This window comes from Bacillus sp. FSL K6-4563 (assembly GCF_038630405.1).
Classification (GTDB): Bacteria; Bacillota; Bacilli; order Bacillales; family Bacillaceae; genus Bacillus; species Bacillus pumilus.
The window spans coordinates 1,410,107-1,432,538 of record NZ_CP152030.1 but is presented as its reverse complement, the minus strand read 5'-3'; the positions used below and the strand labels follow the sequence as shown (position 1 = coordinate 1,432,538).

The window sequence follows — 22,432 nt, the reverse complement described above, 5'->3', positions numbered from 1 at the left end:
AGAAATAAATTCTTTTCCCCTCAGTCATTTAATTAAAATTCAAGAACTTTCTTAGCTGTTTCAAGCACATCTTTATGGTTTGGAAGCCATACGGTCTCAGCTTGAGAGAAAGCAAATACAGTATCAGGTGCAGCTACACGAAGTACTGGTGCTTCTAGGCTAAGGATTGCTCTGTCATTGATTTCAGCTACTACGTTTGCAGCAATACCAGCTTGTTTTTGTGCTTCTTGAACAACGATCGCACGACCTGTTTTTTCAACAGAAGCGATGATTGTTTCAATATCAAGCGGGCTTACTGTACGAAGGTCGATCACTTCAGCAGAAACGCCTTCTTTTTCAAGCTCTTCAGCAGCTTTAAGTGATTCGTGAACCATTGCACCGTAAGTGATGATTGAAAGGTCAGAACCTTCACGTTTCACGTCAGCTTTACCGATTTCAATTGTGTACTCTTCTTCAGGAACTTCCTGACGGAAAGAGCGATAAAGTTTCATATGCTCAAGGAATACAACCGGATCATTGTCGCGGATTGCAGAAATTAATAGTCCTTTTGCATCGTAAGGTGTTGAAGGAATGACCACCTTGATACCAGGCTGTTGTGCGATAAGACCTTCTAAGCTATCAGCGTGAAGCTCAGGTGTGTGAACTCCCCCGCCGAATGGAGAACGGATTGTCACTGGAGAATGCCAGCGTCCGCCAGAACGGTAACGCATACGAGCCATTTGTCCAGAAACAGAATCTAATACTTCGTAAACGAATCCGAAGAATTGAATTTCCATTACTGGGCGGAATTCTTGTAGTCCAAGGCCAATTGCAAGACCGCCAATACCAGATTCAGCAAGTGGTGTATCGAATACACGATCCTCACCAAACTCTTTTTGCAATCCTTCAGTCGCACGGAATACGCCGCCGTTTTTACCAACGTCTTCTCCGAAAACGAGAACGTTTTCGTCATTTTTCAGTTCTGTGCGTAACGCATCAGTGATCGCTTGAATCATTGTCATTTGCGCCATGGCTTACTTCGACTCCTTCTGTTTGTAAATTTCAAGCTGTTCAACTAAGTTGAATGGTTTCACATCGTACATATTTTCAATCAAGTCAGTGACTTTTTGCTTAGGCTGTTCGTCAGCTTCTTTGATCGCTTGTTTGATTTGTTCTTTTGCATCTTCGATGACTTTATTCTCTTCTTCTTCAGACCATAGGCCTTTGTTTTCCAAGAATTTGCGGTAGCGTACCAATGGATCTTTTTGCTCCCACTCGTTTTCATCTTCTTTTGTACGATATCTTGTTGGATCGTCACCAGCCATTGTATGTGGGCCGTAACGGAATGTAAGAGTTTCGATTAATGTTGGACCTTCGCCATTTACAGCACGCTCACGAGCTTCAGCAGTTGCTGCATATACAGCTAATGCATCCATACCGTCAACTTGTACGCCTACGATACCAGCTGCAGCCGCTTTTTGTGCAATTGTTTGCGCAGCAGATTGCTTCTCAACAGGAGTAGAGATCGCATATCTGTTGTTTTGGACAACAAAAATCGCTGGCGCTTTGTAAGCCCCTGCAAAGTTAATACCTTCGTAGAAATCACCTTGTGAAGCTCCGCCATCACCAGTGTAAGTGATTGCAACAGCATTTTTACCACGCTTTTTCAAACCAAGAGCTACACCAGCAGCTTGAATGATTTGTGCACCGATAATGATTTGTGGTGAAAGTGCATTCAAATCTTCAGGCATTTGGTTACCAACAAAGTGTCCACGAGAGAACAAGAACGCTTTTGTTAATGGAAGGCCATGCCAGATTAATTGTGGTACATCACGATATCCTGGAAGAATGAAATCTTCTTTCTCAAGTGCAAAGTGAGTTGCAAGCTGAGAAGCCTCTTGTCCAGCTGTTGGCGCATAGAAGCCAAGACGTCCTTGACGGTTCAATGAAATTGAACGTTGATCTAATACTCGTGTAAACACCATACGGCGCATTAATTCTTTTAATTGGTCATCTGAGAGATCTGGCATTGCCGCTTCGTTTACGACTTCGCCTTTTTCGTTTAAAATTTGAAACGTTTCAAACTGCTTTTTGATGGCATCAAATTGCTTTTTGCTATCAACAATTGCTTTTTTTGTTTTTGCAGCCATTCTAAAGTCACCTCTTCCTTTCTTTTAACAGTCAATTTGTCGTGAATCCATTTATACATACAGATATAGGATAACCCAAAATACACATATGACTCCTGTATTTAATAGCCACTAGGATCGTTGTCGAAACATAAGATGATCGCTCGTTTTTGAGTTCTTCTAACTGTATTAACGATAGTTCACAAATAACTAATACAACTTCTGTTAACAAGGACTAGTTTACAACAAGAAAAATAGTCCGTCAATTGATTTAACGGCTTTATTTAAATAAATGTATTCGCTTTACTTTTTATGGTGAGCTGTATCAATCTGTTTAACAAACACATCGAACTGTACTAGTATAGTGTGTACTACTGTACTACAATAGAAAATGTTTGTTTTTGTCGAAAAATAAAAAAAGAGCTGTTTTTTCAGCTCTTTTTGGACTCTTGATCTGCCACTTTAGACAAAGCCTGTTTATGCTCATTCAATTGCTTTGTATATTGATTGAACTTTTTACCTTCTTTTCTGACTTTGCTATAAGAACGGTTCACAGTCTTCAGCTTGGATTTTAGCTCTTTATATCCTAAGTCCTTTTTCTTTAAAGATTGATATAAATGCTGATCTTGTTTCAACGCCTTTTGATATTCCTTGTAAAGCTGGTCATACGACGCATATCTTTTCTCAAGCGATTTGACCGTTTCATCTGCTTTTTCTTTTAAATTCGTATCTTGTATACGTCCCGCAGATTCCTTGACCGTTTTCAATTCTTTTTTCGATTCATCCATGCTGTCTTTTTCTGTTTTCAAATGTTCTTCTCGTTTCGCTGCAGATGCTAACGCCTGATCAGAAAGGCTTGACACTGTTTTAGTGTGATCCTTTGTGGTTTGAATCATTTTTTTATAGAGCTGCTGCTCTTTTTTCTCATAGCTTTGCAGTGTACCTTGCTCTTTTTCAAAAGATGCCTCTTTTTCGCTCATTTTCGTCATCGCATTCTGGATGTCATGAAATGGACTTTGACCTCCGCATCCCGCCAGCAAAAGGGTACATATCCCCGCTAAAGCAGCACCTGCTTTCATGCTTCTTCTTATTTCTTTCATCACAAGGTTCCCCCTTTACATCTCCACATACCACTATAATTTTTATAGGCGTTTGTGACAAGGAAAGAGGTCATTTTGATGAGCCGAAGAAGATTTTTTTCAAGTGATAGGCGCATGACTATACAAATAGTGCATTCATACATAGTTTATATTACACGCTTCGCCTTCACTTATGAAAGGCCGAGTGTATTTCCAAAGGAGGTCAAAAGTATGTCTAATTATAGTCATGGAAGTATGTATGGTGGATACGGCGGTTACGGGTATGGATACGGTGGTGGATATGGCGGTGGTTGTTGTTACCCAAGTTATGGAAGTGGCTGCGGATACGGCGGGGGACGGACATTCGCTTTAATCGTTGTCCTTTTCATCCTATTAATCATCGTTGGCGCAGCATTCTTAGGCGGCGGTGGCGGCTGCTGCTAATGGCTGTTTAAGCCTCTGACCGGTCTTATAGGACCGGTCTTCTTTATTTCATTGCATATGTTGTGTATCATTTTATATACTTTACATACAAAGGAAATAGGAGTGAAGATTTGTGATTACCATGGAAGATATCGTACGGGACGGACATCCCGTCTTAAGACAAACAGCTGAAGCGGTCGAGCTCCCGCCGACAGAAGAGGAAAAACAGCAATTAGCTGACATGATTGAATTCGTTAAAAATAGTCAGGATGCTGACATGGCTGAAAAGTATGGACTCAGACCCGGCGTTGGACTCGCGGCTCCGCAAATTAATGTCAGTAAACGAATGATCGCTGTTCACTGTGAGGATGAAGATGGAGTGGAATACAGCTATGCCCTTTTCAACCCGCGCATTGTCAGTCATTCCGTCAAAAGAGCTTATTTAACGACTGGTGAAGGCTGCTTATCTGTTGATGAAGCCATTCCTGGATTTGTCCCTCGATATCAAAAGATCAGGGTGAAGGGTACAACGCTTGAAGGAGAAGACATTGATATTCGCCTAAAAGGGTTTCCGGCCATTGTGTTTCAGCATGAAATCGACCATTTAAACGGCATTATGTTTTATGATCATATTCAAAAGGATCAGCCATTCGCTGAGCCTGACAACTCTGTTGCGATCGGCAGATCATAAAATAAAAAGAAGACCCAATAACCTAAGGGTCTTCTTTTTTTATTCTTCAATCAGGCCTAAATGAGTCACTGCATGGAATATGCCGTCTTCATCTACTGGCTTTGTCACAAAATCAGCCAAATCTTTTAGTTCATTCACAGCATTTCCCATGGCGACGCCTGTACCAGCAAACGAAATCATCTCTCGATCGTTCAGACCGTCTCCAAAGGCAACGGTATCCTTTTGCTCGTAAGGCAGTCTTTCGATAACTCGTTTAATGCCTTCAGCCTTTGATCCGCCTTTTGGCAAGACATCTGTTGACAGCTCGTGCCATCTGACAAGATCAATTTCTTCGCGGAACGCCTCGTATTGGACTTCCTCTTCTGCCTTACAGAATAACAGCATTTGAAAAATCTCGTTTTCTTTAAAGTAAGATAAATCATGTTCAGGATGCTCTGTTTTTAAAGTCCCAATCCCCTCATGGATAAACGGGTGATTTGGCACAGAAGCCTTCATCGTTTTTTCCCCCATGAAAACAAGCGGATGATCATGATGATCCGCTGTTTCATAAATTTGCTCCATTAGCTCCAGTTTAAGCGGATTGCCGTAAATGACTTCTCCCTCATACATGACATACTGACCGTTATAAGCAATAAAGGAGTCAAGCCCTAATTCCTCTAAAATAGGCTTAATTAAAAAAGGCGAACGCCCAGATGCAATGAAGAGATGATGGCCTTTTTCTTTTAATAAACGAACTGCTCTCTTCGTTGATTCAGGTATTTTTTTATCATGATCATATAAAGTACCGTCGATATCAAAGAAGATGACTTTTTTATTCATATCCCGTCTCCTGTCTCTTGTTATGTATACCCACTCCCTTTCATCATACAGAAAGATTTCTGCTTTCGAAACCAATTCCTATTAAAACGCCCATTTCCCACATATAACCATGTAACATTCAATGGAAACGTCATATAATACAAGTATAAAGAGAGAACGGAATACAAGGTCTAATCTAACTTCAATTCGAAAGGAGGCGACCTGCGATGCTTCGTCGTCTGCGCAAGAAAATTAGAAGACAATGGAAGGACATGCTTCGTAAAAAATCGATCGCTTAAAAGGATCTTCCGCACATTTGCTGAAGGTCCTTTTTTCTCAGAGACTTTTCTTATGCGCGTTTTTTTAATATAATAGAAATAGCGAGTGTAACATACGGTATTTAAGGAGAGATTTGGATGATATATAAGGTATTTTTTCAGGCAAGTACTACTGAGGTACCTGTAAGAGAACACACAGATTCACTATACGTTGAAGCAGTTTCTGAAAGAGACGTACGTGATAAGTTGAAAAAACATAGCTACAACATTGAATTCATTCAGCCTGTAGACGGTGCTTTTTTAGACTATGAACGAGAAAGTGAAAATTTTAAAGTATTGGAGCTATGAGAGGAATGAAATTTGTAAAAAACGATCAGGCGGCAGTTTTTGCGCTCGGCGGTTTAGGCGAGATCGGTAAAAACACGTATGGCGTTCAATTTCAAGATGAAATCATTTTAATTGATGCTGGTATTAAGTTCCCTGAAGATGAGCTTCTTGGAATTGACTACGTCATCCCTGACTATACGTACTTAGTTAAAAACGAAGATAAAATCAAAGGTCTTTTCATCACTCACGGACATGAAGACCACATCGGCGGTATCCCTTACCTTCTCAAGCAAGTGAATATTCCAGTTTACGGCGGCAAACTCGCAATCGGCCTACTTCGTAATAAATTGGAAGAGCACGGTCTCTTGAGACAAACAAAACTTCACATTTATGAAGAAGAAGATACCATTAAATTCAGAAAAACAGCTGTGTCTTTCTTTAGAACTACACACAGTATTCCAGATTCTTATGGAATTGTCGTGAAGACACCTCCTGGTAACATCGTACATACAGGTGATTTCAAGTTTGACTTTACGCCTGTTGGCGAACCTGCCAACTTAACAAAAATGGCTGAAATCGGGAAAGAAGGCGTTCTATGTCTTTTATCCGATAGTACAAACAGTGAAATTCCAGAATTTACGATGTCTGAAAGACGCGTAGGCGAAAGCATTGATGACATCTTTAGAAAAGTCGACGGACGTATTATCTTTGCTACGTTTGCTTCAAACATTCACAGACTTCAGCAAGTGATCGAGTCCGCTGTTGCCAACGGCCGAAAAGTTGCGGTGTTTGGACGAAGTATGGAGTCTGCCATTGATATTGGACAAGATCTTGGCTACATTAAATGTCCAAAAAACACGTTCATTGAACATAATGAAATCAACCGTCTACCAGCAAACAAAGTGACTATTCTTTGTACTGGGAGCCAAGGTGAGCCGATGGCTGCTCTTTCTCGTATTGCAAACGGCACTCACCGCCAGATTTCGATTAATCCTGGAGACACTGTTGTCTTCTCATCTTCACCGATTCCAGGTAACAATATTAGCGTAAGCCGCACCATTAACCAGCTGTACCGTGCTGGCGCTGAGGTTATTCATGGCTCACTTAATAATATTCATACATCTGGTCATGGTGGACAAGAAGAACAAAAGCTGATGCTCCGTTTAATTAAACCAAAATTCTTTATGCCGATTCACGGTGAATACCGCATGCAAAAAACGCATATTAAACTTGCGAATGATTGCGGAATTCCTGAGGAAAACTGCTTTATCATGGATAACGGTGAAGTACTTGCACTAAAAGGTGACGAAGCGAGTGTCGCTGGCAAAATTCCATCAGGTAACGTGTATATCGACGGAAGCGGAATTGGCGATATCGGGAATATCGTCTTAAGAGACCGCCGCATTCTTTCTGAAGAAGGTCTTGTCATTGTGGTCGTCAGCATGGACATGAAAGAATTCAAAATCTCTGCTGGTCCTGATCTCATCTCAAGAGGCTTTGTCTACATGAGAGAATCTGGAGACCTCATCAACGACGCACAAGATCTCATTTCAAAGCATCTTGAAAAAGTAATGGAACGTAAGACAACTCAGTGGTCGGAAATTAAGAACGAAATTACGGACACACTTGCTCCTTTCCTTTACGAAAAAACAAGACGCCGCCCAATGATCTTACCGATTATTATGGAAGTGTAATCACAAAAAGAGACACGAGCCGACTGGCTGTGTCTCTTTTTTTCATCAGTATTGAAAAAAGCCGCATATATAACATGCGGTTTCTCACTTTTTATGATTGAATTGGGAGGTGCTGAAAGTTTCTGACATCAAACAAGCCCTTTGTCGTCATTTTCACATCAGGAATGACTGGAAGTGCCAAGAAGGACAGCGTCAAAAACGGATTAAAGTCTAAGGTAAAACCTGTTTCTTTAAGCGCTTCATGAAGTGTATGAAGGCTTTCATTGACGAGATGTGCCGGCTGATCTGACAATAAACCAGAGATCGGTAATGGCAGCGTATGAAGAGAACGCCCTTCTTTAACAACAGTCAAACCGCCGCCTGCTTCTTTTAACGCCTCAATCGCTTTGATGATATCAGCATCATTTGTGCCAACTGCAATTAAGTTATGGGAATCATGTGCAACCGTTGTTGCAATCGCGCCCTGTTTGATGCCGAAGCCGCTGACAATCCCTACGCCCATTTCAGATAAACCTTGATGACGTTCAACAAGCACCATTTTCAATACATCTCTGCCTGTATCACTTGTAAATTGTCCGTTCATTTCTGAAGGAGAGACTTGTTCTAACTTTGTTTCAAGCTGATTCGGAATAATACGGATCACATTCATATGTTGATCGCCCGTGATAGGTAGTGCAATGTCTTCCTCTTGAACATCTACTGCATGAACAGATTGTAATAATGCTGGGCTTGGTGCGATCTTTTCGACACTCGGCTTGTACTCTCCGTTCTGTGCAACCAATTCACCTGCGATAAATACGCTTGTAATGTCTACATGATGAAAGTCCGAGACAAGCATAAAATCAGCATCATAGCCTGGTGCAATGGCTCCCTTTGTTTTAAGACCAAAACACTCTGCGGCATTTAAGCTTCCCATTTGATAGGCTAAAAATGGGTCTAAGCCTTCTTTTATGGACATCCGTACTTGCTCATCAATACTTCCCTGTGCCATTAAATCATCCAAATGTTTATCATCTGTGCAAAAGAAAAAGCGTCTCGCATTCTTTTCATTGACAGCGGGTAAAACATTTTTCACGTTTTTGGCAACAGATCCTTCTCTCAGCATCACATACATGCCCCTTTTCACACGCTCAAGGGCTTCCTGTGCAGTTGTCACCTCATGGTCTGTTTGGATATTGGCCGTCCGGTAGACGTTGATTAAACGATCTGTTAAGCCTGCTAAATGGCCATCAATCAGTTTATTCTCGTTTTGGGCATCAAGCAGCTTTTGAAGCATATCTTCTTCTGCCTGCTCCACACCGACATAGTCCATCACCTCAGCAAGACCAAGCACTTCCTTTTCTTTATAAAGAGGCTTTAAATCTTTGGCTATTAATGTAGCACCTGATCGTTCAAAACTGACTGCCGGTACACAGGATGGCAGCATGAAATAAATATGTAAGGCAGCTTTTCTCGCTTCTTCCAGCATAAATTGGATGCCTGTTATACCTGACACATTGGCGATTTCATGCGGATCTGTTACGACAGTTGTCACACCGCGCGGAACGACAGCTTTGGAGAATTCAGCAGGGGTAACCATTGAAGACTCGATATGAACGTGGCCATCAATAAAACCAGGCACAAGCATTTGACCTGCTGCATCAAGCTCCTGTTCTCCCTCGTACTCCCCTATCCCGACTATTTGTCCATTTTCAACAGCGACATCAGCGTCTATCCATTCCTGGTTAAACACATCCATGACTTTCGCATGTTTAATCACGAGGGCTGCTTTTTTTCTCTTTGCTGCTACCTCAATTTGATGTCTGAAAAGCTCCTTATCCAACGACACTGCCTCCTCCAAGTAAACAATATAATGTTTCTTATCGTAAACGAATCTGTTTGTCCAGTCAATGACATTTAGAGAAAATCAACCATATCAAAACACTGATTTTTATTTCTGAATAGTGATAATTGCACGAAAAATAAGATGATTCATTTTTGCGGTTATACATGAACAAAGCAACCCTTTTCAGTGTCAATTTCCGTCTCAATGTCCACCTGTCATGAACACATTCATGTAAAAAAACACCCCGTCATCGGAGTGCTTAATAATCGTTCTGCATTTCTCGTTTTTCAAAGCGTCCTATATCGGCTACTGCCCCAATGACAATGAGGATATCTTCTTTTTGAATCATTTCATCTGCCAGCGGGGAAACAATGACTTCTTTTCCGCGCTTAATGGCCACAATGTTGATGCCGTATTTTGCCCGTATATCAAGATCTAAAAGAGAATGTCCCGCCAGCCTGCTGTTTGCCACAATCTCAATCAGGCTGTACTCATCTGACAGCTCGAGGTAATCAAGCACGTTATTTGAAATGATTTTATGTGCAATCCGTCTACCCATATCTCGCTCTGGATGAACGATGCGATCCGCTCCAATTTTGTTGAGCACCTTTTCATGGTAGTCATTTTGCGCTTTCACGGTGACCATTTTGACGCCAAGCTCTTTCAGCATAATCGTTGTTAAAATACTTGCCTGAATATTTTCACCGATTGCAACGATGACATGATCAAAATTGCGAATACCAAGATTTTTTAAAACGTTTTCGTCCGTCGAATCACCAATGACCGCATGTGAGGCAATTTTCGCGTACTCGTTTACTCGATCTTCATTCATATCCATCGCCATGACTTCAAGTCCTTCTTCGCTCAGCGCCTTGCAAATACTTCCGCCAAAGCGTCCAAGACCAATGACTGCATATTCCTTTTTCATGTTCAGACTCCTTTTATTTCACTTACCATGCATTTTACTACGGTTTGATTAATGAATCCATATGGGAACGAATTTTTTTACGGAACGCTTCACTTAAGTAAAGGTCTGCTCCTTTTTCGATTTCACTGCGATAATGAGCTGGCGGAGCGATTTCTTCGCTCTTTTGAAGCACAAGAAAGGTTAAACAGTCCTCATAAATTTGATCACCTATTTTGACATCGACAAAAGCTGGACGATATGTGCCTTCATATACTCCCTCTCGTTTATACAAATAACGAATGGCATCAAAAGGAACTTCATATAATACACCCTCTGTTTCGCCGCCGTCTTCTACCATATCAGCTCTTGATCCATCTGGCCTCACCAATGTAAATCTCGTAGTAAAACCGTTTAGTACACCACCGCCGATGATTTGTCTGAAGTGATGATCGACTTCTGCGAGCTTAAATCTAGCATCATCCATACAGGAGCCATAGGCAAAATAATAGAAGGATGATGGCTTCTGATGCCACAGTTTATAAGCTTTCCAGCACCCTCTCTTTATTTCTTTCAGTGCTGATGCCTTCTGCTCTGGCAAAGTGTATGTCATGGCTGCTACCTGACCTTGATCCGTCATGACATTGATTTCCTGCTTGTCATACTCTTCCTCTAGTGCGTCTATCTTATTCAACGTGTCAGCGGTCACCTCGTACAATTCCCCGTATACAGTGCCTTTTTCTGCGGGAACACACGCTGGATATCCTTGACCTGTATCGTAGATTCTTCCATTCATCCAAGCAGATTTAGCTAATAGTCTACTTTCCTTCATGTACGCTTCGTGGTGCTCTTCATGCTGCAATAGCTTCCCATTTACAAATAAAGCTTTCACCGTCATGTCTTCACGTCCTCTCAACTTGCTGCTGTCTGCTTTTTTGACACACAGGCAAATAAATATGAAAAGCTGTGCCTTTTCCAAGCTCACTAGACACGTCCATTCTTCCGTGATGATCTTTTAAAATTGTCGCACAGATGGTCAGACCAAGCCCTGTCCCTTCTTTTTTCGTGGAAAAGAAAGGGTCATATATTTTTTGAATATCTTCTTCAGACATCCCTTTTCCTTCATCTTGAATGGTAATCTTCCATTCATTCAATACTTTTTCTGTAGATATGTATATGCTGCCACCTTCTGGCATTGCCTCAATCGCATTTTTGATTAAATTAATGAACAGCTGCTTCATTTGGTTAGCGTCTGCTAGGATTGCACCGGCATCCTGCCTTTTAAATGGCTGCTTGAGATCAATATTTGAAAGAACGGCATTTGTTTTTAATAAAGTAATCACTTGTTCTAGAAGCTCATGAAGCTGGACTTCTTGAAATTGGACCGCTTGAGGCTTAGCCAATACAAGCAACTCACTTAAAACAAAATCAATCCGTTTAATTTCAGAGAAGATAATGTCAAAATAATCGGTTCTTTCAGGATATTGTGTCTTCATCAGCTGTAAAAAACCATTTACTGATGTCAGTGGATTTCTGACTTCATGGGCGATTCCAGCGGCTATTTGTCCAGCGACGGCCAGCTTTTGCGCCTGCATTTGCAATTGCTGATTGGATCTTTCAAGCTCAAGCTTTGCCTGCTTTTGTTTCGTAATATCAGCTACTGTTCCAATTCCTCCGGTAAACTGGTGATGCTCATCAAAATAGAGCTTGTAATGAACGTCTCCCCATACCTTCTTTCCCTCTTTATGTAGAAGCTGCAGTTCTACCCGCCCCGCATCCTTATGCTCCTTGATCACAGATAACAAATGCTGCACCACGCGTTCCTCTTGATCAAAGTACTGATTGTACATGGTGCCTAGACATTCATCAATGTCATAGCCTGTCATTTGTGTCCATGCTTGATTTAAAAAAATAATTTCACCTTTTTCGTTTGTTTCAAAGACGATTTCTTGCAAGTTATCTGTGATTCGATTCAGCCGCTCTGTCAGTTCCTGTGCTTCTTTCTCTCTCGTATTTAAGTCTGACACAAATAGATTTAAGCGGTCTACATAGCCTGAGACAACCCAGATCCCTGTTAGAACAAGGACTGTAAAGGCTAGATCGAGCGGCCAATTAATTTGATAGCCGCCTAGATAATAAAAGAAATCCCAGCTTAATATTAAAATAAATGCAAGAACAGATAACACGATCCGCACTTGATATGTTTTGTTCAAATGATTCCACCTGCCGCCCTGAGATTCTTTGTCAATTGTACCATTTTCCACTTATTTTTTGAGGGAGATGGGGCATTTTTAAGGAACTTTTTCAGAAAAAAAGCCTGTTCTCCGCACAAAGGAAGAGAGCAGGCTTTTTTCATTACTGCTGAAGAGCTTCTTGTAGCTCTTTTAAGAGTAGTTCTGCGCCTTCAGCGCTTAATGTAATTTGACCATTTCCATAATCATGGTTCTCTGATGTAATCTCACCAGTCATGAGGCAAACACCCTCTGGCTTGTATTTTTTCAAGACGATTTTCTCCCCATCTATAAAAAATTCCATACTGTCTTTAATGGCAATATCAAGTGCTCTTCTTAATTCGATTGGCATCACAATACGCCCTAGTTCGTCTACTTTTCTTACGACTCCGATAGATTTCAATTTCGTTCCCTCTTTCTTTCATTAGCTCAAGATCAATCTGTTTTTCACCAATTGATATATCGTAGACGTAAGAGATTCTCAAAAGGTTTCTCCTCTATAAAAAATTTTTTTATAAAAGAAAAAACAAAGGGAAAATTTATTGTGATTGTCAAAATGATACTTGAATTTTACAAGTTCATTTCAAGGTCATCACAAACCCCCACAAATGACCTCAACCCTCTGAACTTTTAAATGTAAAATTGTTTAAAACAGCAAAAATAGAGATTGGGTGAAAACATGTTTCAAAATGCCGAAATTGGAATTGATTTAGGAACAGCTAACATATTGGTTTATAGTAAAAATAAGGGAATTATTTTAAATGAACCATCCGTCGTGGCAGTCGATACAGAAACAAAAACTGTACTTGCCGTCGGAACAGAAGCAAAAGAAATGATTGGGAAAACACCTGGGAAAATTGTGGCGATCCGTCCGATGAAAGACGGTGTCATCGCTGATTATGATATGACAACAGATTTACTCAAACAAATCATGAAAAAAGCAGGAAAAAATATCGGGTTTACCTTCAGAAAACCAACGGTCGTCGTATGTACACCTTCTGGTTCAACAGCTGTTGAGCGTCGTGCCATCAGTGATGCTGTGAAAAACTGCGGAGCAAAGCACGTGCATTTAATAGAAGAACCTGTTGCAGCCGCAATCGGCGCTGATCTCCCAGTAGATGAGCCTGTTGCAAACGTCGTAGTTGATATTGGCGGAGGAACAACGGAAGTTGCCATCATTTCGTTTGGCGGCGTTGTCTCTTGTCATTCCATTCGAATTGGCGGAGATCAGCTGGATGAAGATATCATTACGTTTGTCCGAAAGAAATATAACCTATTAATCGGCGAGCGGACAGCTGAGCAAGTTAAAATGGAAATTGGTTATTGTCTCATTGAGCATGAGCCAGAGTCATTAGAAGTACGTGGACGTGATCTGGTGACAGGTCTTCCAAAAACGATCACACTTGAATCTCATGAAATTCAAGGTGCCATGCGAGAGTCACTTCTTCATATTTTAGAGGCGATTCGTGCCACATTAGAGGACAGCCCTCCAGAGCTTAGTGGTGACATCGTAGACCGCGGCGTGATCTTAACCGGCGGTGGCGCTTTGTTAAACGGGATTCAAGAATGGCTCTCACAGGAGATTGTCGTTCCAGTTCATATTGCAGCAAATCCACTTGAGTCTGTCGCAATCGGAACAGGTCGTTCACTAGAAGTCATTCATAAATTGCAAAAAACATTAAAATAATCTTCTTGTTCTACTTCTTTTTTTATCATTTCGATCATATCGTGAGGAATGGATAAACGTGAAGGAGGAAGAACATGTTGCTTGATTTAGGTAAACGGGTCGTTGTCACAGTCATTTTAACGGGTATTATATTAGGAGGAATGAGCCTGTCGTTTTCACATATGCCCCCTTCTAATGCACAGCCTGTGAAACAACTGAACCGCTAAAAAAGCCGCATGAAAGCGGCTTTTTTATTTTGGCTTTTCGCGTGCTCCCCATTTTCCTTTTCGGTCTTAAATCTGATATGATGAACATGACTAAAGGAGGGTTTTTATGAATTCATTTGAAAAACAATTAGATCAATATGCGAAGACCATCGTTGAAGTCGGTGTGAATGTTCAAAAAGAACAAGAAGTCGTCGTATCTGCATCTACTGAATCTGCAGACCTTGTTCGTCTTGTCGCGAAACATGCGTATGAGCACGGGGCGAAAAACGTACATATCCGCTGGAGTGATGGTGTTCTTGCTCGTTTAAAATATGAACATGCACCGCAGGATGTGTTTGAGCAATTCCCAGAATGGGAAGCACAGATGATGGAAACCATCGCAAAACGCGGCGGCGCTTTTATCACGATCTTGTCAGAAAGCCCTGACCTTCTGCGAGGCATTGATTCGAAAAAAATCGCTGCACAGCAAAAAGCCGCTGGATCCGCCCTTCATACATATCGCCAATACGTTCAATCAGACAAAGTGGCTTGGACGGTCGTAGGCGCTGCATCAAAAGATTGGGCGAAAAAGATTTTCCCTGACCAGACAGATGAAGAAGCTGTCGCTTTATTATGGGATCAAATCTTTAAAGTCGCTCGCGCTGATCAAGCAGATCCTGTGGAGGCTTGGAAAAAGCACGATGAGTTGCTAAATGAAAAGGTCAAAATCCTAAATGAGCGCCACTACCACAAGCTTCATTATGATGCTCCTGGCACTGATTTAACGATTGAGCTCCCTGAGCAGCACATTTGGGTAGGTGCCGGCAGCGTGAGTGAGCGCGGCGTCTCTTTCATGGCCAACATGCCAACAGAAGAAGTCTTTACCGTACCTAAAAAAGATGGTGTAAATGGGACTGTCTCAAGCACAAAACCGCTCAGCTATGCAGGAAATATCATTGATGAGTTTACTTTAACATTTGAAAATGGCCGAATTGTCGATGTGAAAGCGAAGGAAGGCGAAGACATTTTAACTTCGCTCGTTGAAACAGATGAAGGCTCTCATTATCTAGGTGAGGTTGCTCTCGTACCAGATGATTCACCAATCTCAAACTCGAATATTCTCTATTACAATACCCTTTATGATGAAAACGCATCGAACCACCTTGCCATCGGCAGCGGATATGCGTTCAATATCGAAGGCGGAAAAGAGATGAATCGTGAAGAATTGGATGCAGCTGGTGTAAACAACAGTATCACACACGTCGATTTCATGATTGGTTCAAAGGAAATGAATATTGACGGTATTACAAAAGACGGAAAACGTGAACCGATCTTCCGTAATGGGAATTGGGCGATTTAATCGAAAAAAAAAGACATCCACAATTGGATGTCTTCAGATTGTTGACAAAGGGCTAAAATGATCTTGATTTTAGCCCTTTGTCTTCTTTTCAGCGTGATAGAAAACCTTTGCAGTCTAGGAAGGGCGAGTACCGGAGCGGAGCGAATTTGACATTCGTGAGCACCGGCGCGCAGGACTGACAACGAATGCGAGGGTTTGTCTACATGCTGAAGACATCCACAATTGGATGTCTTTTCTTATTTACGCATAAAGCTCAACGAGTCTCTTTTGAATCTCTTGATCTGATAAGAACTCATCATATGTTGTTTGTTTATCGACGATGCCATTTGGCGTCACTTCGATAATACGGTTTGCCACTGTTTCAACAAACTGATGGTCATGAGATGAGAAGAGCATCGCTCCTTTAAAGCTCATTAAACCGTTATTTAGCGCCGTAATGGATTCTAGGTCTAAGTGGTTCGTCGGCTCATCCAGAAGCAGTACATTCGCTCCTGACAGCATCATTTTCGATAACATACAACGAACCTTTTCTCCTCCTGATAAGACGCTTGCTTTTTTCTTTACTTCTTCCCCAGAGAAAAGCATACGTCCTAAGAATCCGCGTAAGAAGCTTTCGCTTTGATCATTAGGAGAATATTGGCGAAGCCAATCCACTAAATCGACATCGTTTCCTTCAAAGTATTCACTATTGTCTTTCGGGAAAAAGGCTTGAGATGTTGTGACGCCCCATTTATATGTCCCGCTGTCTGGCTCCATCTCACCAGCAAGAATTTTAAATAAAGTAGACACAGCAAGCTCATTACGGCTTAGGAACGCAATTTTATCCTCGCGATTCATGATAAAGCTGACGTTATCAAGTACTTTCACACCGTCAATTGTTTTCGATAGACCTTCTACTTGAAGGACATCATTTCCGATTTCACGCTCTGGCGCAAAATGAACATACGGATATTTACGTGAAGAGGGCTTAATATCGTCTAAAGAGATTTTATCAAGCAATTTCTTTCTTGACGTCGCTTGCTTCGATTTAGAAGCGTTCGCACTGAACCGGGCAACGAACTCTTGAAGCTGCTTAATTTGCTCTTCTTTTTTCTTATTTGCATCTTGGCTGAGTTTCAGCGCTAGCTGGCTAGACTCATACCAGAAATCATAGTTACCGACATATACTTGAATTTTTCCGAAGTCTAGGTCCGCAATATGTGTACACACTTTGTTTAAGAAGTGACGGTCATGCGAAACGACGATGACGGTATTTTCAAAATGAATAAGGAACTCTTCTAGCCACTGGATGGCTTGTAAGTCCAAGTGGTTCGTTGGCTCATCCAGAAGAAGGACGTCAGGCTTGCCAAATAACGCTTGGGCTAGTAGTACTTTTACCTTTTCAGAACCACCAAGCTCAGACATTTTCTTCGATTGAAGGCTCTCTGGAATGCCAAGACCTTTTAATAAGATCGCTGCTTCACTTTCTGCTTCCCAGCCGTTTAACTCAGCGAACTCACCTTCAAGCTCTGCTGCACGAATCCCGTCTTCATCTGAGAAATCAGGTTTCATATAGATCGCATCTTTCTCCTGCATCACATCATATAAACGCTTGTGACCCATCATGACGACTTTTAATACTTCAAATTCTTCGTATTCAAAGTGGTTCTGTTTTAAAATCGCTAAACGCTCACCAGGGCTCATATGAACATCGCCCGTCTGAGCCTCAATTTCACCTGAAAGAATCTTTAGAAACGTTGATTTACCAGCTCCATTGGCACCAATTAAACCGTAGCAGTTGCCAGGAGTGAATTTAATATTTACTTCTTCAAATAGTTTACGATCAGCAAATCGCAAACTAACATTATTTACTGCAATCATTTATTAATCCTCCATCACTCATTCATCATTATGAAGTATAACATGAATAACGTTTGATAGAAACGTCTCTCACTAAGAACGAAGGCAAATTGTCCAATATGGTATAATAAGTGGGAATGATTTATTGAAGGAGTTCGTGCGATTTGAGATTACTTACACTGATGGAATACTGTTTATTGATTTTCTTTATGGGTATTTATTTATCTGCAACAGGCTTTAATGCGAGGGATTTTGGCCTTTATATTGGGCTTGTGCTTATTTACACACTGGTACACATCTTTTCGAAACGCTTTTTACAAAAGCGAGGGAAAGAAAATCATAAGATCGGATTGTTTCGGTCCGTTTTAGCCATTACTGGGTCTGTCTTCGCTTCTGTGTTGGCCATTGTGCTCATTGTTACAGTGCTCACGCCAAATTAAAAACGACCCTTCTTTTAAGGGTCGCCCATTCAAGCACTTTTCTCACACACCTGAGAAGGGTGCTTTTATTTTGTTTGCCGAATGTCGCCAAATGGGAAGAAAACAAATTCTGATGTCCCGACAACCCGATCCTTTTCAATGAGTCCAAGTCCATTTCTGCTGTCCATGGAATTGAGTCTGTTGTCCCCCATCACAAAGTAATCGTTTTTCGGTACTTTCACTGGACCAAAATCACCTGTCAAATGCACTTCATACTCTTTCGCATGTGCCTTGTTCTCTTTTAAATAAGTCTCATCTACTTTTTTACCATTAATGTAAAGCGTATCATCCTTCATTTCAATCGTGTCTCCCGGAAGACCGATCAATCGTTTTACATAATGAATTTTCTGGCCATCTTTTCCATTAATAATCACGATGTCACCTCGTTTGACACCACCTAGATAGTTAATGGTTTTGTTGACAAACAGCTTTTCCCCATCATGAAGGGTCGGTTCCATTGACTCTCCTTCCACCACATACGGCTCAAATATAAACGTACGGATGAGCAAGACGAGTGCAAGTGCAATTAAAATAGCTTTGATCCATTCAAACAGTGAACTTTTCTTCTCTGTTTTGGCTTGCTTTGCATCAGATTGAATATCATTTTCGTTTTGTTTGTTTTCTTCGTTCAAAATACTGCTTCCTCCTAAGACTTTCTGCTAAAAGACTTGAAACGTGAATTGAATAACTTTACTTTATCACATGTCATTTAAAAATTCACAAGACAACCATTCAATTAGATATTTTTTCCTAATTTGTTCATAATTAAACAAAAGAAGCACCGCTGTTCACGATGCTTCTCTTCTACTTTACGCTTCTAGTTTCACTGGTTTTTTCAAAATACCAAGTAAAATCGCTGTTACAACGGCACCGATTAAGATGCTGATGATATAAAGTATCGGATGATTTGTTACCCAGAAAACGAATAGTCCGCCGTGCGGTGCAGGAAGCGTGACTCTAAAGAATTCCGTTAATCCGCCAGCCACAGCTGCTCCAATGACAGCTGAAGGAATCACGCGTAGAGGATCAGCCGCTGCAAACGGGATCGCCCCTTCAGTGATGAAGGCCGCTCCCATGAAGTAGCATGTAATTCCTGCTTCTCGGTCACGTTTTGAGAATTTATTTCTAAAAATTGTTGTAGCAAGTGCAATACCTAATGGTGGTACCATTCCGCCTGCCATAATGGCAGCGTGTGGTGCATAGTTTCCAGCAGCAATCATCGCAAGACCAAATGTGTAAGCCGCTTTGTTAATTGGCCCACCCATATCAATCGCCATCATACCTGCCAAAATAATGCCCATTAAGACAAGGTTTCCAGTACCTAAAGTTTCAAGCCAATGAGTTAATCCGTCCATCACCATTTTTACTGGTGTGTTAACAACGTAATGCATAATGATACCTGTGAAGAAAATACCGAACAATGGATAGAGCAGAACCGGTTTAATTCCGTCGAGTGACTGCGGTACGAATGTGAATACTTTTTTAAGTAACACAACGACATAACCAGCAAGGAAACCGGCAATGAGTCCGCCTAAGAATCCAGCACCTGCTGCCGATGCCATAAATCCACCGACCATACCTGGCGCAAAACCTGGACGATCTGCAATACTCATCGCAATAAATCCGGCTAATACAGCCACGATTAAGGCAAGTGCATTATCTCCACCAATTCCTTTTAAAACAGCTGCAAATGAATTAAATGAAGGGTCATTAGGGTCAGCTGATTTAATACCCCAGAAGAATGAAATTGCAACAAGGATACCGCCTCCGACAACAAATGGAAGCATGTTGCTTACACCGCTCATTAAGTGCTTGTAAAAACCACTTCTCCCTTTGCCAGATGACTCATGTTCGTCTCTTGAAGAACTGCCGCCAGAGACTTTATAGATCGGCGCATCTTGATTGACTGCTTTTTCAATCAATTCCTGCGGACGACGGATTCCTGCTGTCACAGGTACTTCAATGACATGTTTGCCTTTAAAGCGTTCCATTTCAACTTGCTTGTCCGCTGCCACAATGATGGCTGGTGCTTCTTCGATTTCTTTTGCGGTAAGAGCGTGTTTAATACCGCCAGAGCCGTTTGTTTCAACTTTAATGTCAACGCCCATTTCTTTCGCTTTTTCTTTCAAAGCATCTGCTGCCATAAATGTATGTGCAATACCTGTTGGGCAAGCTGTTACTGCTAAAATCTTAGCTGGTTTACCTGATGCAGCCGGCTCCTCTTGAACTTCCTCTTCTTCTTCATCGTCGTCCTTATCATGCGTATTGATGATATCGATGATTTCATCTTCAGTAGCCGCTTCAAGAAGCTGCTTTCTGATTTCTTCACGCATCAGAAGTGTTGATAAACGAGAAAGTGCTTCTAAGTGCGTGTTGTTTGCGCCTTCAGTTGCTGCAATCATAAAGACAAGATGACTCGGCTGCGCGTCCAGTGATTCATAATCTACACCAGCTACCGAGCGGCCAAATGCAATGGCAGGCTCTTTGACACTTGCTGTTTTAGCGTGAGGGATAGCAATTCCTTCACCAATACCAGTAGAGCTCTGTTTTTCACGGTTGATCACTGCTTCTTTGTAGCCCTCTTTATCATTTAACTTGCCAGCTGTATCTAAAACAGTGACTAGTTCTTCAATGACTGCTTCTTTCTGCTGGCTGTCTAATTGAAGCTTAATGGTCTGCTTTGTGAGTAGTTCTGTTATTTTCATGATGACTCCTCCTTTAAATGCGTGTGACTTTTACTTGTGGTAATAGTGTGTCGACAAGCTCTTTTGTCCCAAGCTCCTCAGAAAATGCTGTAGCACTGCCTGATGTGACGCCAAGCTTAAATGATTCTTCAATCGAAAGGCCTTTCGAAACGCCGGCTAAAAATCCTGCAACGACTGAATCCCCTGCACCAACCGAATTAACAAGCGTACCCTTTGGAACATTGGACTGATAAATCCCTTCCTTACTGAATAAGAGAGCGCCATCTCCAGCCATGGATACGATGACATGTTCAGCACCTTGTTCTAACAGCTTCTTCCCATAAGGAATGGCTTCTTCTGCAGTAGAGATGCTCGTCTCAAACATTTCACCTAGTTCATGATGGTTTGGCTTCATTAAGAACGGTTTCAAGCCTGCTGCTTTTTTAAGGGCTTCCCCGGAAATATCAAGAACAACTCTAACGCCTTGCTTTTCGCACACTTCAGCAATACGTTCATATGTGTTATGAGGCAACGAAGAAGGAATGCTGCCAGCTAACACAACGACATCTCCTTCAATCAATGAGGTAAATTGAGACAGAAACGACTCAAATTGCGCTTCAGTAATTGATGGGCCGAGTCCGTTGATTTCGGTTTCTTCACCTGTTTTTAGCTTCACATTGATTCTTGTATCTTCTGACACCTCGTGAAAGGCTGTTTGTAATTGTTCGTTTTGTAAAAAGTCTTGAATATATTTGCCTGTAAATCCGCCTATAAATCCAAGCGCTTTTGATTCAACACCGTGACGTTTTAAAAGCCTTGAGACATTGATCCCTTTTCCGCCCGGATATTTTTTGTCATAGGTTGAACGATTCAAACCGCCGACTGCGAAATCCTCCACGTGTACGATGTAATCAACTGATGGGTTTAAAGTAACTGTATAAATCATGTTTTCACTACCTTTATAACCGTTTTTTCATGGTAATTATCGAATGAATCCTCTTTTGCGTCGTTTGTGATAATGGTGGCTTCCTGTAAACTAGCAAAGGTTGAAAACGATATTTCGCCAAATTTAGAGGCATCTGTTAAGATATAGGTTTTTTTCGCCTGCTTCATGGCCCTTTTTTTCATGAGCGCTTCCTCTGGATCAGGTGTTGTAAACCCTGCCTCGGGATGAATGCCGTTCGTCCCAACAAAGCTTTTGTCAAAACGGTAATTTTCCATCGCCGTCAAAGCTGCGGCTCCCACCATGGCTCCTGTTCGATGTTTCACTGATCCGCCTATCAGGTAAAAAGAAATGCCTTTTCTCATGAGTGCTTCAATGTGCATAACACCGTTTGTCACCACAACAATATCTTGTTCTGGATCGATATATTCAATCATTTGCTGTGTGGTCGTACCAGCGTCTAAATAAATACAATCGCCTTGTTTTAAAAGTGAAGCAGCTGCCTCTGCAACCAATGACTTTTCTTGAAGGTTTTTGGCAGATTTCTCAAATACATCTGGTTCAAGACGGATACTTGATATCTTGGCTGCTCCCCCATGAACTCTTTTAAGAAATCCTTTTTCTTCAAGGGCTGATAAATCTCTTCTAATAGTAGATTCAGACGCATCCGTCATAATCGTTAAGTCCTGTATTTTGATGACATCATTTTCTTCTAAACAGTCGATAATGAGTTGATGTCTTTCCGGTGTTAACATGAAAACACCCCCTTTTGAAAACGTATTCATTTTGCGCGCACCTTTATTGTAATCGCTTTTTTCAACATTATCAATACAAAACAATCAAATACATTCAATAACTATCAAAATCTTTCACAATGGTCATCTTACCTTTATATGT

At 41.3% G+C, this 22,432-nt stretch carries 22 protein-coding genes; 8 read left to right on the top strand and 14 right to left on the bottom strand.

Going from position 1 to position 22,432, the window contains the following annotated elements:
• Positions 1-32: 32 nt before the first annotated feature.
• From pdhB to MHH54_RS07095, 3 genes are all read right to left on the bottom strand, one after another.
• Positions 33-1,010 carry a pyruvate dehydrogenase complex E1 component subunit beta gene (gene pdhB / locus MHH54_RS07105; RefSeq protein WP_003211433.1) on the bottom strand — a complete coding sequence of 326 codons (978 nt, stop codon included), beginning with the start codon at positions 1,008-1,010 and terminating at the stop codon, positions 33-35.
• A gap of 3 nt (positions 1,011-1,013) precedes the next feature.
• On the bottom strand, positions 1,014-2,129 hold the full coding sequence (gene pdhA, locus MHH54_RS07100; protein ID WP_003211678.1) for a pyruvate dehydrogenase (acetyl-transferring) E1 component subunit alpha: 1,116 nt from the start codon (positions 2,127-2,129) through the stop codon (positions 1,014-1,016).
• A 410-nt stretch (positions 2,130-2,539) separates the two neighbouring features.
• Positions 2,540-3,208 carry a YkyA family protein gene (locus MHH54_RS07095; protein ID WP_003212388.1) on the bottom strand — a complete coding sequence of 223 codons (669 nt, stop codon included), beginning with the start codon at positions 3,206-3,208 and terminating at the stop codon, positions 2,540-2,542.
• A 234-nt stretch (positions 3,209-3,442) separates the two neighbouring features.
• Here MHH54_RS07095 and MHH54_RS07090 point away from each other — a divergent pair, with 234 nt between their 5' ends.
• Complete coding sequence (locus MHH54_RS07090) at positions 3,443-3,631, top strand: YjcZ family sporulation protein (RefSeq protein WP_034620045.1); 189 nt, start codon at positions 3,443-3,445, stop codon at positions 3,629-3,631.
• 112 nt (positions 3,632-3,743) lie between these two features.
• Positions 3,744-4,301: a peptide deformylase gene (gene def / locus MHH54_RS07085; RefSeq protein ID WP_003210923.1), complete on the top strand. Its 558-nt coding sequence runs from the start codon at positions 3,744-3,746 to the stop codon at positions 4,299-4,301.
• Between the two features lie 39 nt (positions 4,302-4,340).
• On the opposite strand, the gene MHH54_RS07080 is transcribed toward def, so the two are convergent.
• On the bottom strand, positions 4,341-5,120 hold the full coding sequence (locus tag MHH54_RS07080; RefSeq protein ID WP_003211252.1) for a Cof-type HAD-IIB family hydrolase: 780 nt from the start codon (positions 5,118-5,120) through the stop codon (positions 4,341-4,343).
• 395 nt (positions 5,121-5,515) lie between these two features.
• Between MHH54_RS07080 and MHH54_RS07075 the strand changes: the two genes are divergently transcribed.
• Together MHH54_RS07075 and rnjA are read left to right on the top strand one after the other, a co-directional pair.
• Entirely contained in the window at positions 5,516-5,725 is a 210-nt protein-coding gene (locus MHH54_RS07075; protein WP_003211882.1) for a DNA-directed RNA polymerase subunit epsilon, read from the top strand.
• A gap of 5 nt (positions 5,726-5,730) precedes the next feature.
• Complete coding sequence (gene rnjA, locus MHH54_RS07070) at positions 5,731-7,398, top strand: ribonuclease J1 (RefSeq protein WP_003212511.1); 1,668 nt, start codon at positions 5,731-5,733, stop codon at positions 7,396-7,398.
• A gap of 91 nt (positions 7,399-7,489) precedes the next feature.
• Here the strand turns inward: rnjA and ade are convergent, their stop codons facing one another.
• The 5 genes from ade to MHH54_RS07045 form a co-directional block, all read right to left on the bottom strand.
• Positions 7,490-9,220, bottom strand: coding sequence for an adenine deaminase (gene ade, locus MHH54_RS07065; protein ID WP_003210985.1), 1,731 nt, complete (start codon positions 9,218-9,220; stop codon positions 7,490-7,492).
• A 262-nt stretch (positions 9,221-9,482) separates the two neighbouring features.
• Positions 9,483-10,151 carry a TrkA family potassium uptake protein gene (locus tag MHH54_RS07060; protein WP_003211815.1) on the bottom strand — a complete coding sequence of 223 codons (669 nt, stop codon included), beginning with the start codon at positions 10,149-10,151 and terminating at the stop codon, positions 9,483-9,485.
• A gap of 37 nt (positions 10,152-10,188) precedes the next feature.
• A complete protein-coding gene (locus tag MHH54_RS07055) occupies positions 10,189-11,025 on the bottom strand; it encodes a gamma-glutamylcyclotransferase (protein ID WP_342500820.1) in 837 nt (278 codons plus the stop codon).
• Between the two features lie 4 nt (positions 11,026-11,029).
• Positions 11,030-12,340 carry an ATP-binding protein gene (locus tag MHH54_RS07050; protein WP_342500819.1) on the bottom strand — a complete coding sequence of 437 codons (1,311 nt, stop codon included), beginning with the start codon at positions 12,338-12,340 and terminating at the stop codon, positions 11,030-11,032.
• A gap of 142 nt (positions 12,341-12,482) precedes the next feature.
• Positions 12,483-12,761: an AbrB/MazE/SpoVT family DNA-binding domain-containing protein gene (locus MHH54_RS07045; protein WP_003211634.1), complete on the bottom strand. Its 279-nt coding sequence runs from the start codon at positions 12,759-12,761 to the stop codon at positions 12,483-12,485.
• Between the two features lie 276 nt (positions 12,762-13,037).
• On the opposite strand from MHH54_RS07045, the gene mreBH reads away from it, so the two are divergent.
• The 3 genes from mreBH (at position 13,038) to MHH54_RS07030 (ending at position 15,590) form a co-directional block, all read left to right on the top strand.
• Positions 13,038-14,045 (top strand): rod-share determining protein MreBH, encoded by a 1,008-nt coding sequence (mreBH, locus tag MHH54_RS07040; RefSeq protein ID WP_003211642.1) that lies wholly within the window; start codon positions 13,038-13,040, stop codon positions 14,043-14,045.
• Positions 14,046-14,119: 74 nt separating this feature from the next.
• Entirely contained in the window at positions 14,120-14,251 is a 132-nt protein-coding gene (locus tag MHH54_RS07035) for a protein YkpC (protein ID WP_003210922.1), read from the top strand.
• Between the two features lie 106 nt (positions 14,252-14,357).
• A complete protein-coding gene (locus MHH54_RS07030) occupies positions 14,358-15,590 on the top strand; it encodes an aminopeptidase (RefSeq protein WP_106035805.1) in 1,233 nt (410 codons plus the stop codon).
• A 240-nt stretch (positions 15,591-15,830) separates the two neighbouring features.
• On the opposite strand, the gene MHH54_RS07025 is transcribed toward MHH54_RS07030, so the two are convergent.
• Positions 15,831-17,450, bottom strand: a complete 1,620-nt coding sequence (locus MHH54_RS07025) for an ATP-binding cassette domain-containing protein (RefSeq protein ID WP_003212114.1) — start codon at positions 17,448-17,450, stop codon at positions 15,831-15,833.
• A 143-nt stretch (positions 17,451-17,593) separates the two neighbouring features.
• Between MHH54_RS07025 and MHH54_RS07020 the strand changes: the two genes are divergently transcribed.
• A complete protein-coding gene (locus MHH54_RS07020) occupies positions 17,594-17,869 on the top strand; it encodes a hypothetical protein (RefSeq protein WP_034619939.1) in 276 nt (91 codons plus the stop codon).
• A gap of 65 nt (positions 17,870-17,934) precedes the next feature.
• On the opposite strand, the gene lepB is transcribed toward MHH54_RS07020, so the two are convergent.
• The 4 genes from lepB to MHH54_RS07000 form a co-directional block, all read right to left on the bottom strand.
• Entirely contained in the window at positions 17,935-18,507 is a 573-nt protein-coding gene (lepB, locus tag MHH54_RS07015) for a signal peptidase I (RefSeq protein ID WP_034620046.1), read from the bottom strand.
• 210 nt (positions 18,508-18,717) lie between these two features.
• Positions 18,718-20,613 (bottom strand): fructose-specific PTS transporter subunit EIIC, encoded by a 1,896-nt coding sequence (locus MHH54_RS07010; protein WP_342500818.1) that lies wholly within the window; start codon positions 20,611-20,613, stop codon positions 18,718-18,720.
• A 13-nt stretch (positions 20,614-20,626) separates the two neighbouring features.
• The gene (gene pfkB, locus MHH54_RS07005; protein ID WP_003211041.1) at positions 20,627-21,538 is read right to left on the bottom strand and encodes a 1-phosphofructokinase; all 912 of its coding nucleotides are present in this window, start codon (positions 21,536-21,538) and stop codon (positions 20,627-20,629) included.
• Entirely contained in the window at positions 21,535-22,290 is a 756-nt protein-coding gene (locus MHH54_RS07000; RefSeq protein WP_003211999.1) for a DeoR/GlpR family DNA-binding transcription regulator, read from the bottom strand. The genes pfkB and MHH54_RS07000 overlap by 4 nt, the downstream gene beginning before the upstream one ends.
• Positions 22,291-22,432 lie beyond the last annotated feature (142 nt).

Excerpts from the sequence above, each read along its gene's own strand:
- pdhB (WP_003211433.1), bottom strand. The coding sequence starts at position 1,010 with ATGGCGCAAATGACAATGATTCAAGCGATCACTGATGCGTTACGCACA.
- pdhA (WP_003211678.1), bottom strand. The coding sequence starts at position 2,129 with ATGGCTGCAAAAACAAAAAAAGCAATTGTTGATAGCAAAAAGCAATTT.
- MHH54_RS07095 (WP_003212388.1), bottom strand. The coding sequence starts at position 3,208 with ATGAAAGAAATAAGAAGAAGCATGAAAGCAGGTGCTGCTTTAGCGGGG.
- MHH54_RS07090 (WP_034620045.1), top strand. The coding sequence starts at position 3,443 with ATGTATGGTGGATACGGCGGTTACGGGTATGGATACGGTGGTGGATAT.
- MHH54_RS07080 (WP_003211252.1), bottom strand. The coding sequence starts at position 5,120 with ATGAATAAAAAAGTCATCTTCTTTGATATCGACGGTACTTTATATGAT.
- MHH54_RS07075 (WP_003211882.1), top strand. The coding sequence starts at position 5,516 with ATGATATATAAGGTATTTTTTCAGGCAAGTACTACTGAGGTACCTGTA.
- rnjA (WP_003212511.1), top strand. The coding sequence starts at position 5,731 with ATGAAATTTGTAAAAAACGATCAGGCGGCAGTTTTTGCGCTCGGCGGT.
- MHH54_RS07060 (WP_003211815.1), bottom strand. The coding sequence starts at position 10,151 with ATGAAAAAGGAATATGCAGTCATTGGTCTTGGACGCTTTGGCGGAAGT.
- MHH54_RS07055 (WP_342500820.1), bottom strand. The coding sequence starts at position 11,025 with ATGACGGTGAAAGCTTTATTTGTAAATGGGAAGCTATTGCAGCATGAA.
- mreBH (WP_003211642.1), top strand. The coding sequence starts at position 13,038 with ATGTTTCAAAATGCCGAAATTGGAATTGATTTAGGAACAGCTAACATA.
- MHH54_RS07035 (WP_003210922.1), top strand. The coding sequence starts at position 14,120 with ATGTTGCTTGATTTAGGTAAACGGGTCGTTGTCACAGTCATTTTAACG.
- MHH54_RS07030 (WP_106035805.1), top strand. The coding sequence starts at position 14,358 with ATGAATTCATTTGAAAAACAATTAGATCAATATGCGAAGACCATCGTT.
- MHH54_RS07025 (WP_003212114.1), bottom strand. The coding sequence starts at position 17,450 with ATGATTGCAGTAAATAATGTTAGTTTGCGATTTGCTGATCGTAAACTA.
- MHH54_RS07010 (WP_342500818.1), bottom strand. The coding sequence starts at position 20,613 with ATGAAAATAACAGAACTACTCACAAAGCAGACCATTAAGCTTCAATTA.
- pfkB (WP_003211041.1), bottom strand. The coding sequence starts at position 21,538 with ATGATTTATACAGTTACTTTAAACCCATCAGTTGATTACATCGTACAC.
- MHH54_RS07000 (WP_003211999.1), bottom strand. The coding sequence starts at position 22,290 with ATGTTAACACCGGAAAGACATCAACTCATTATCGACTGTTTAGAAGAA.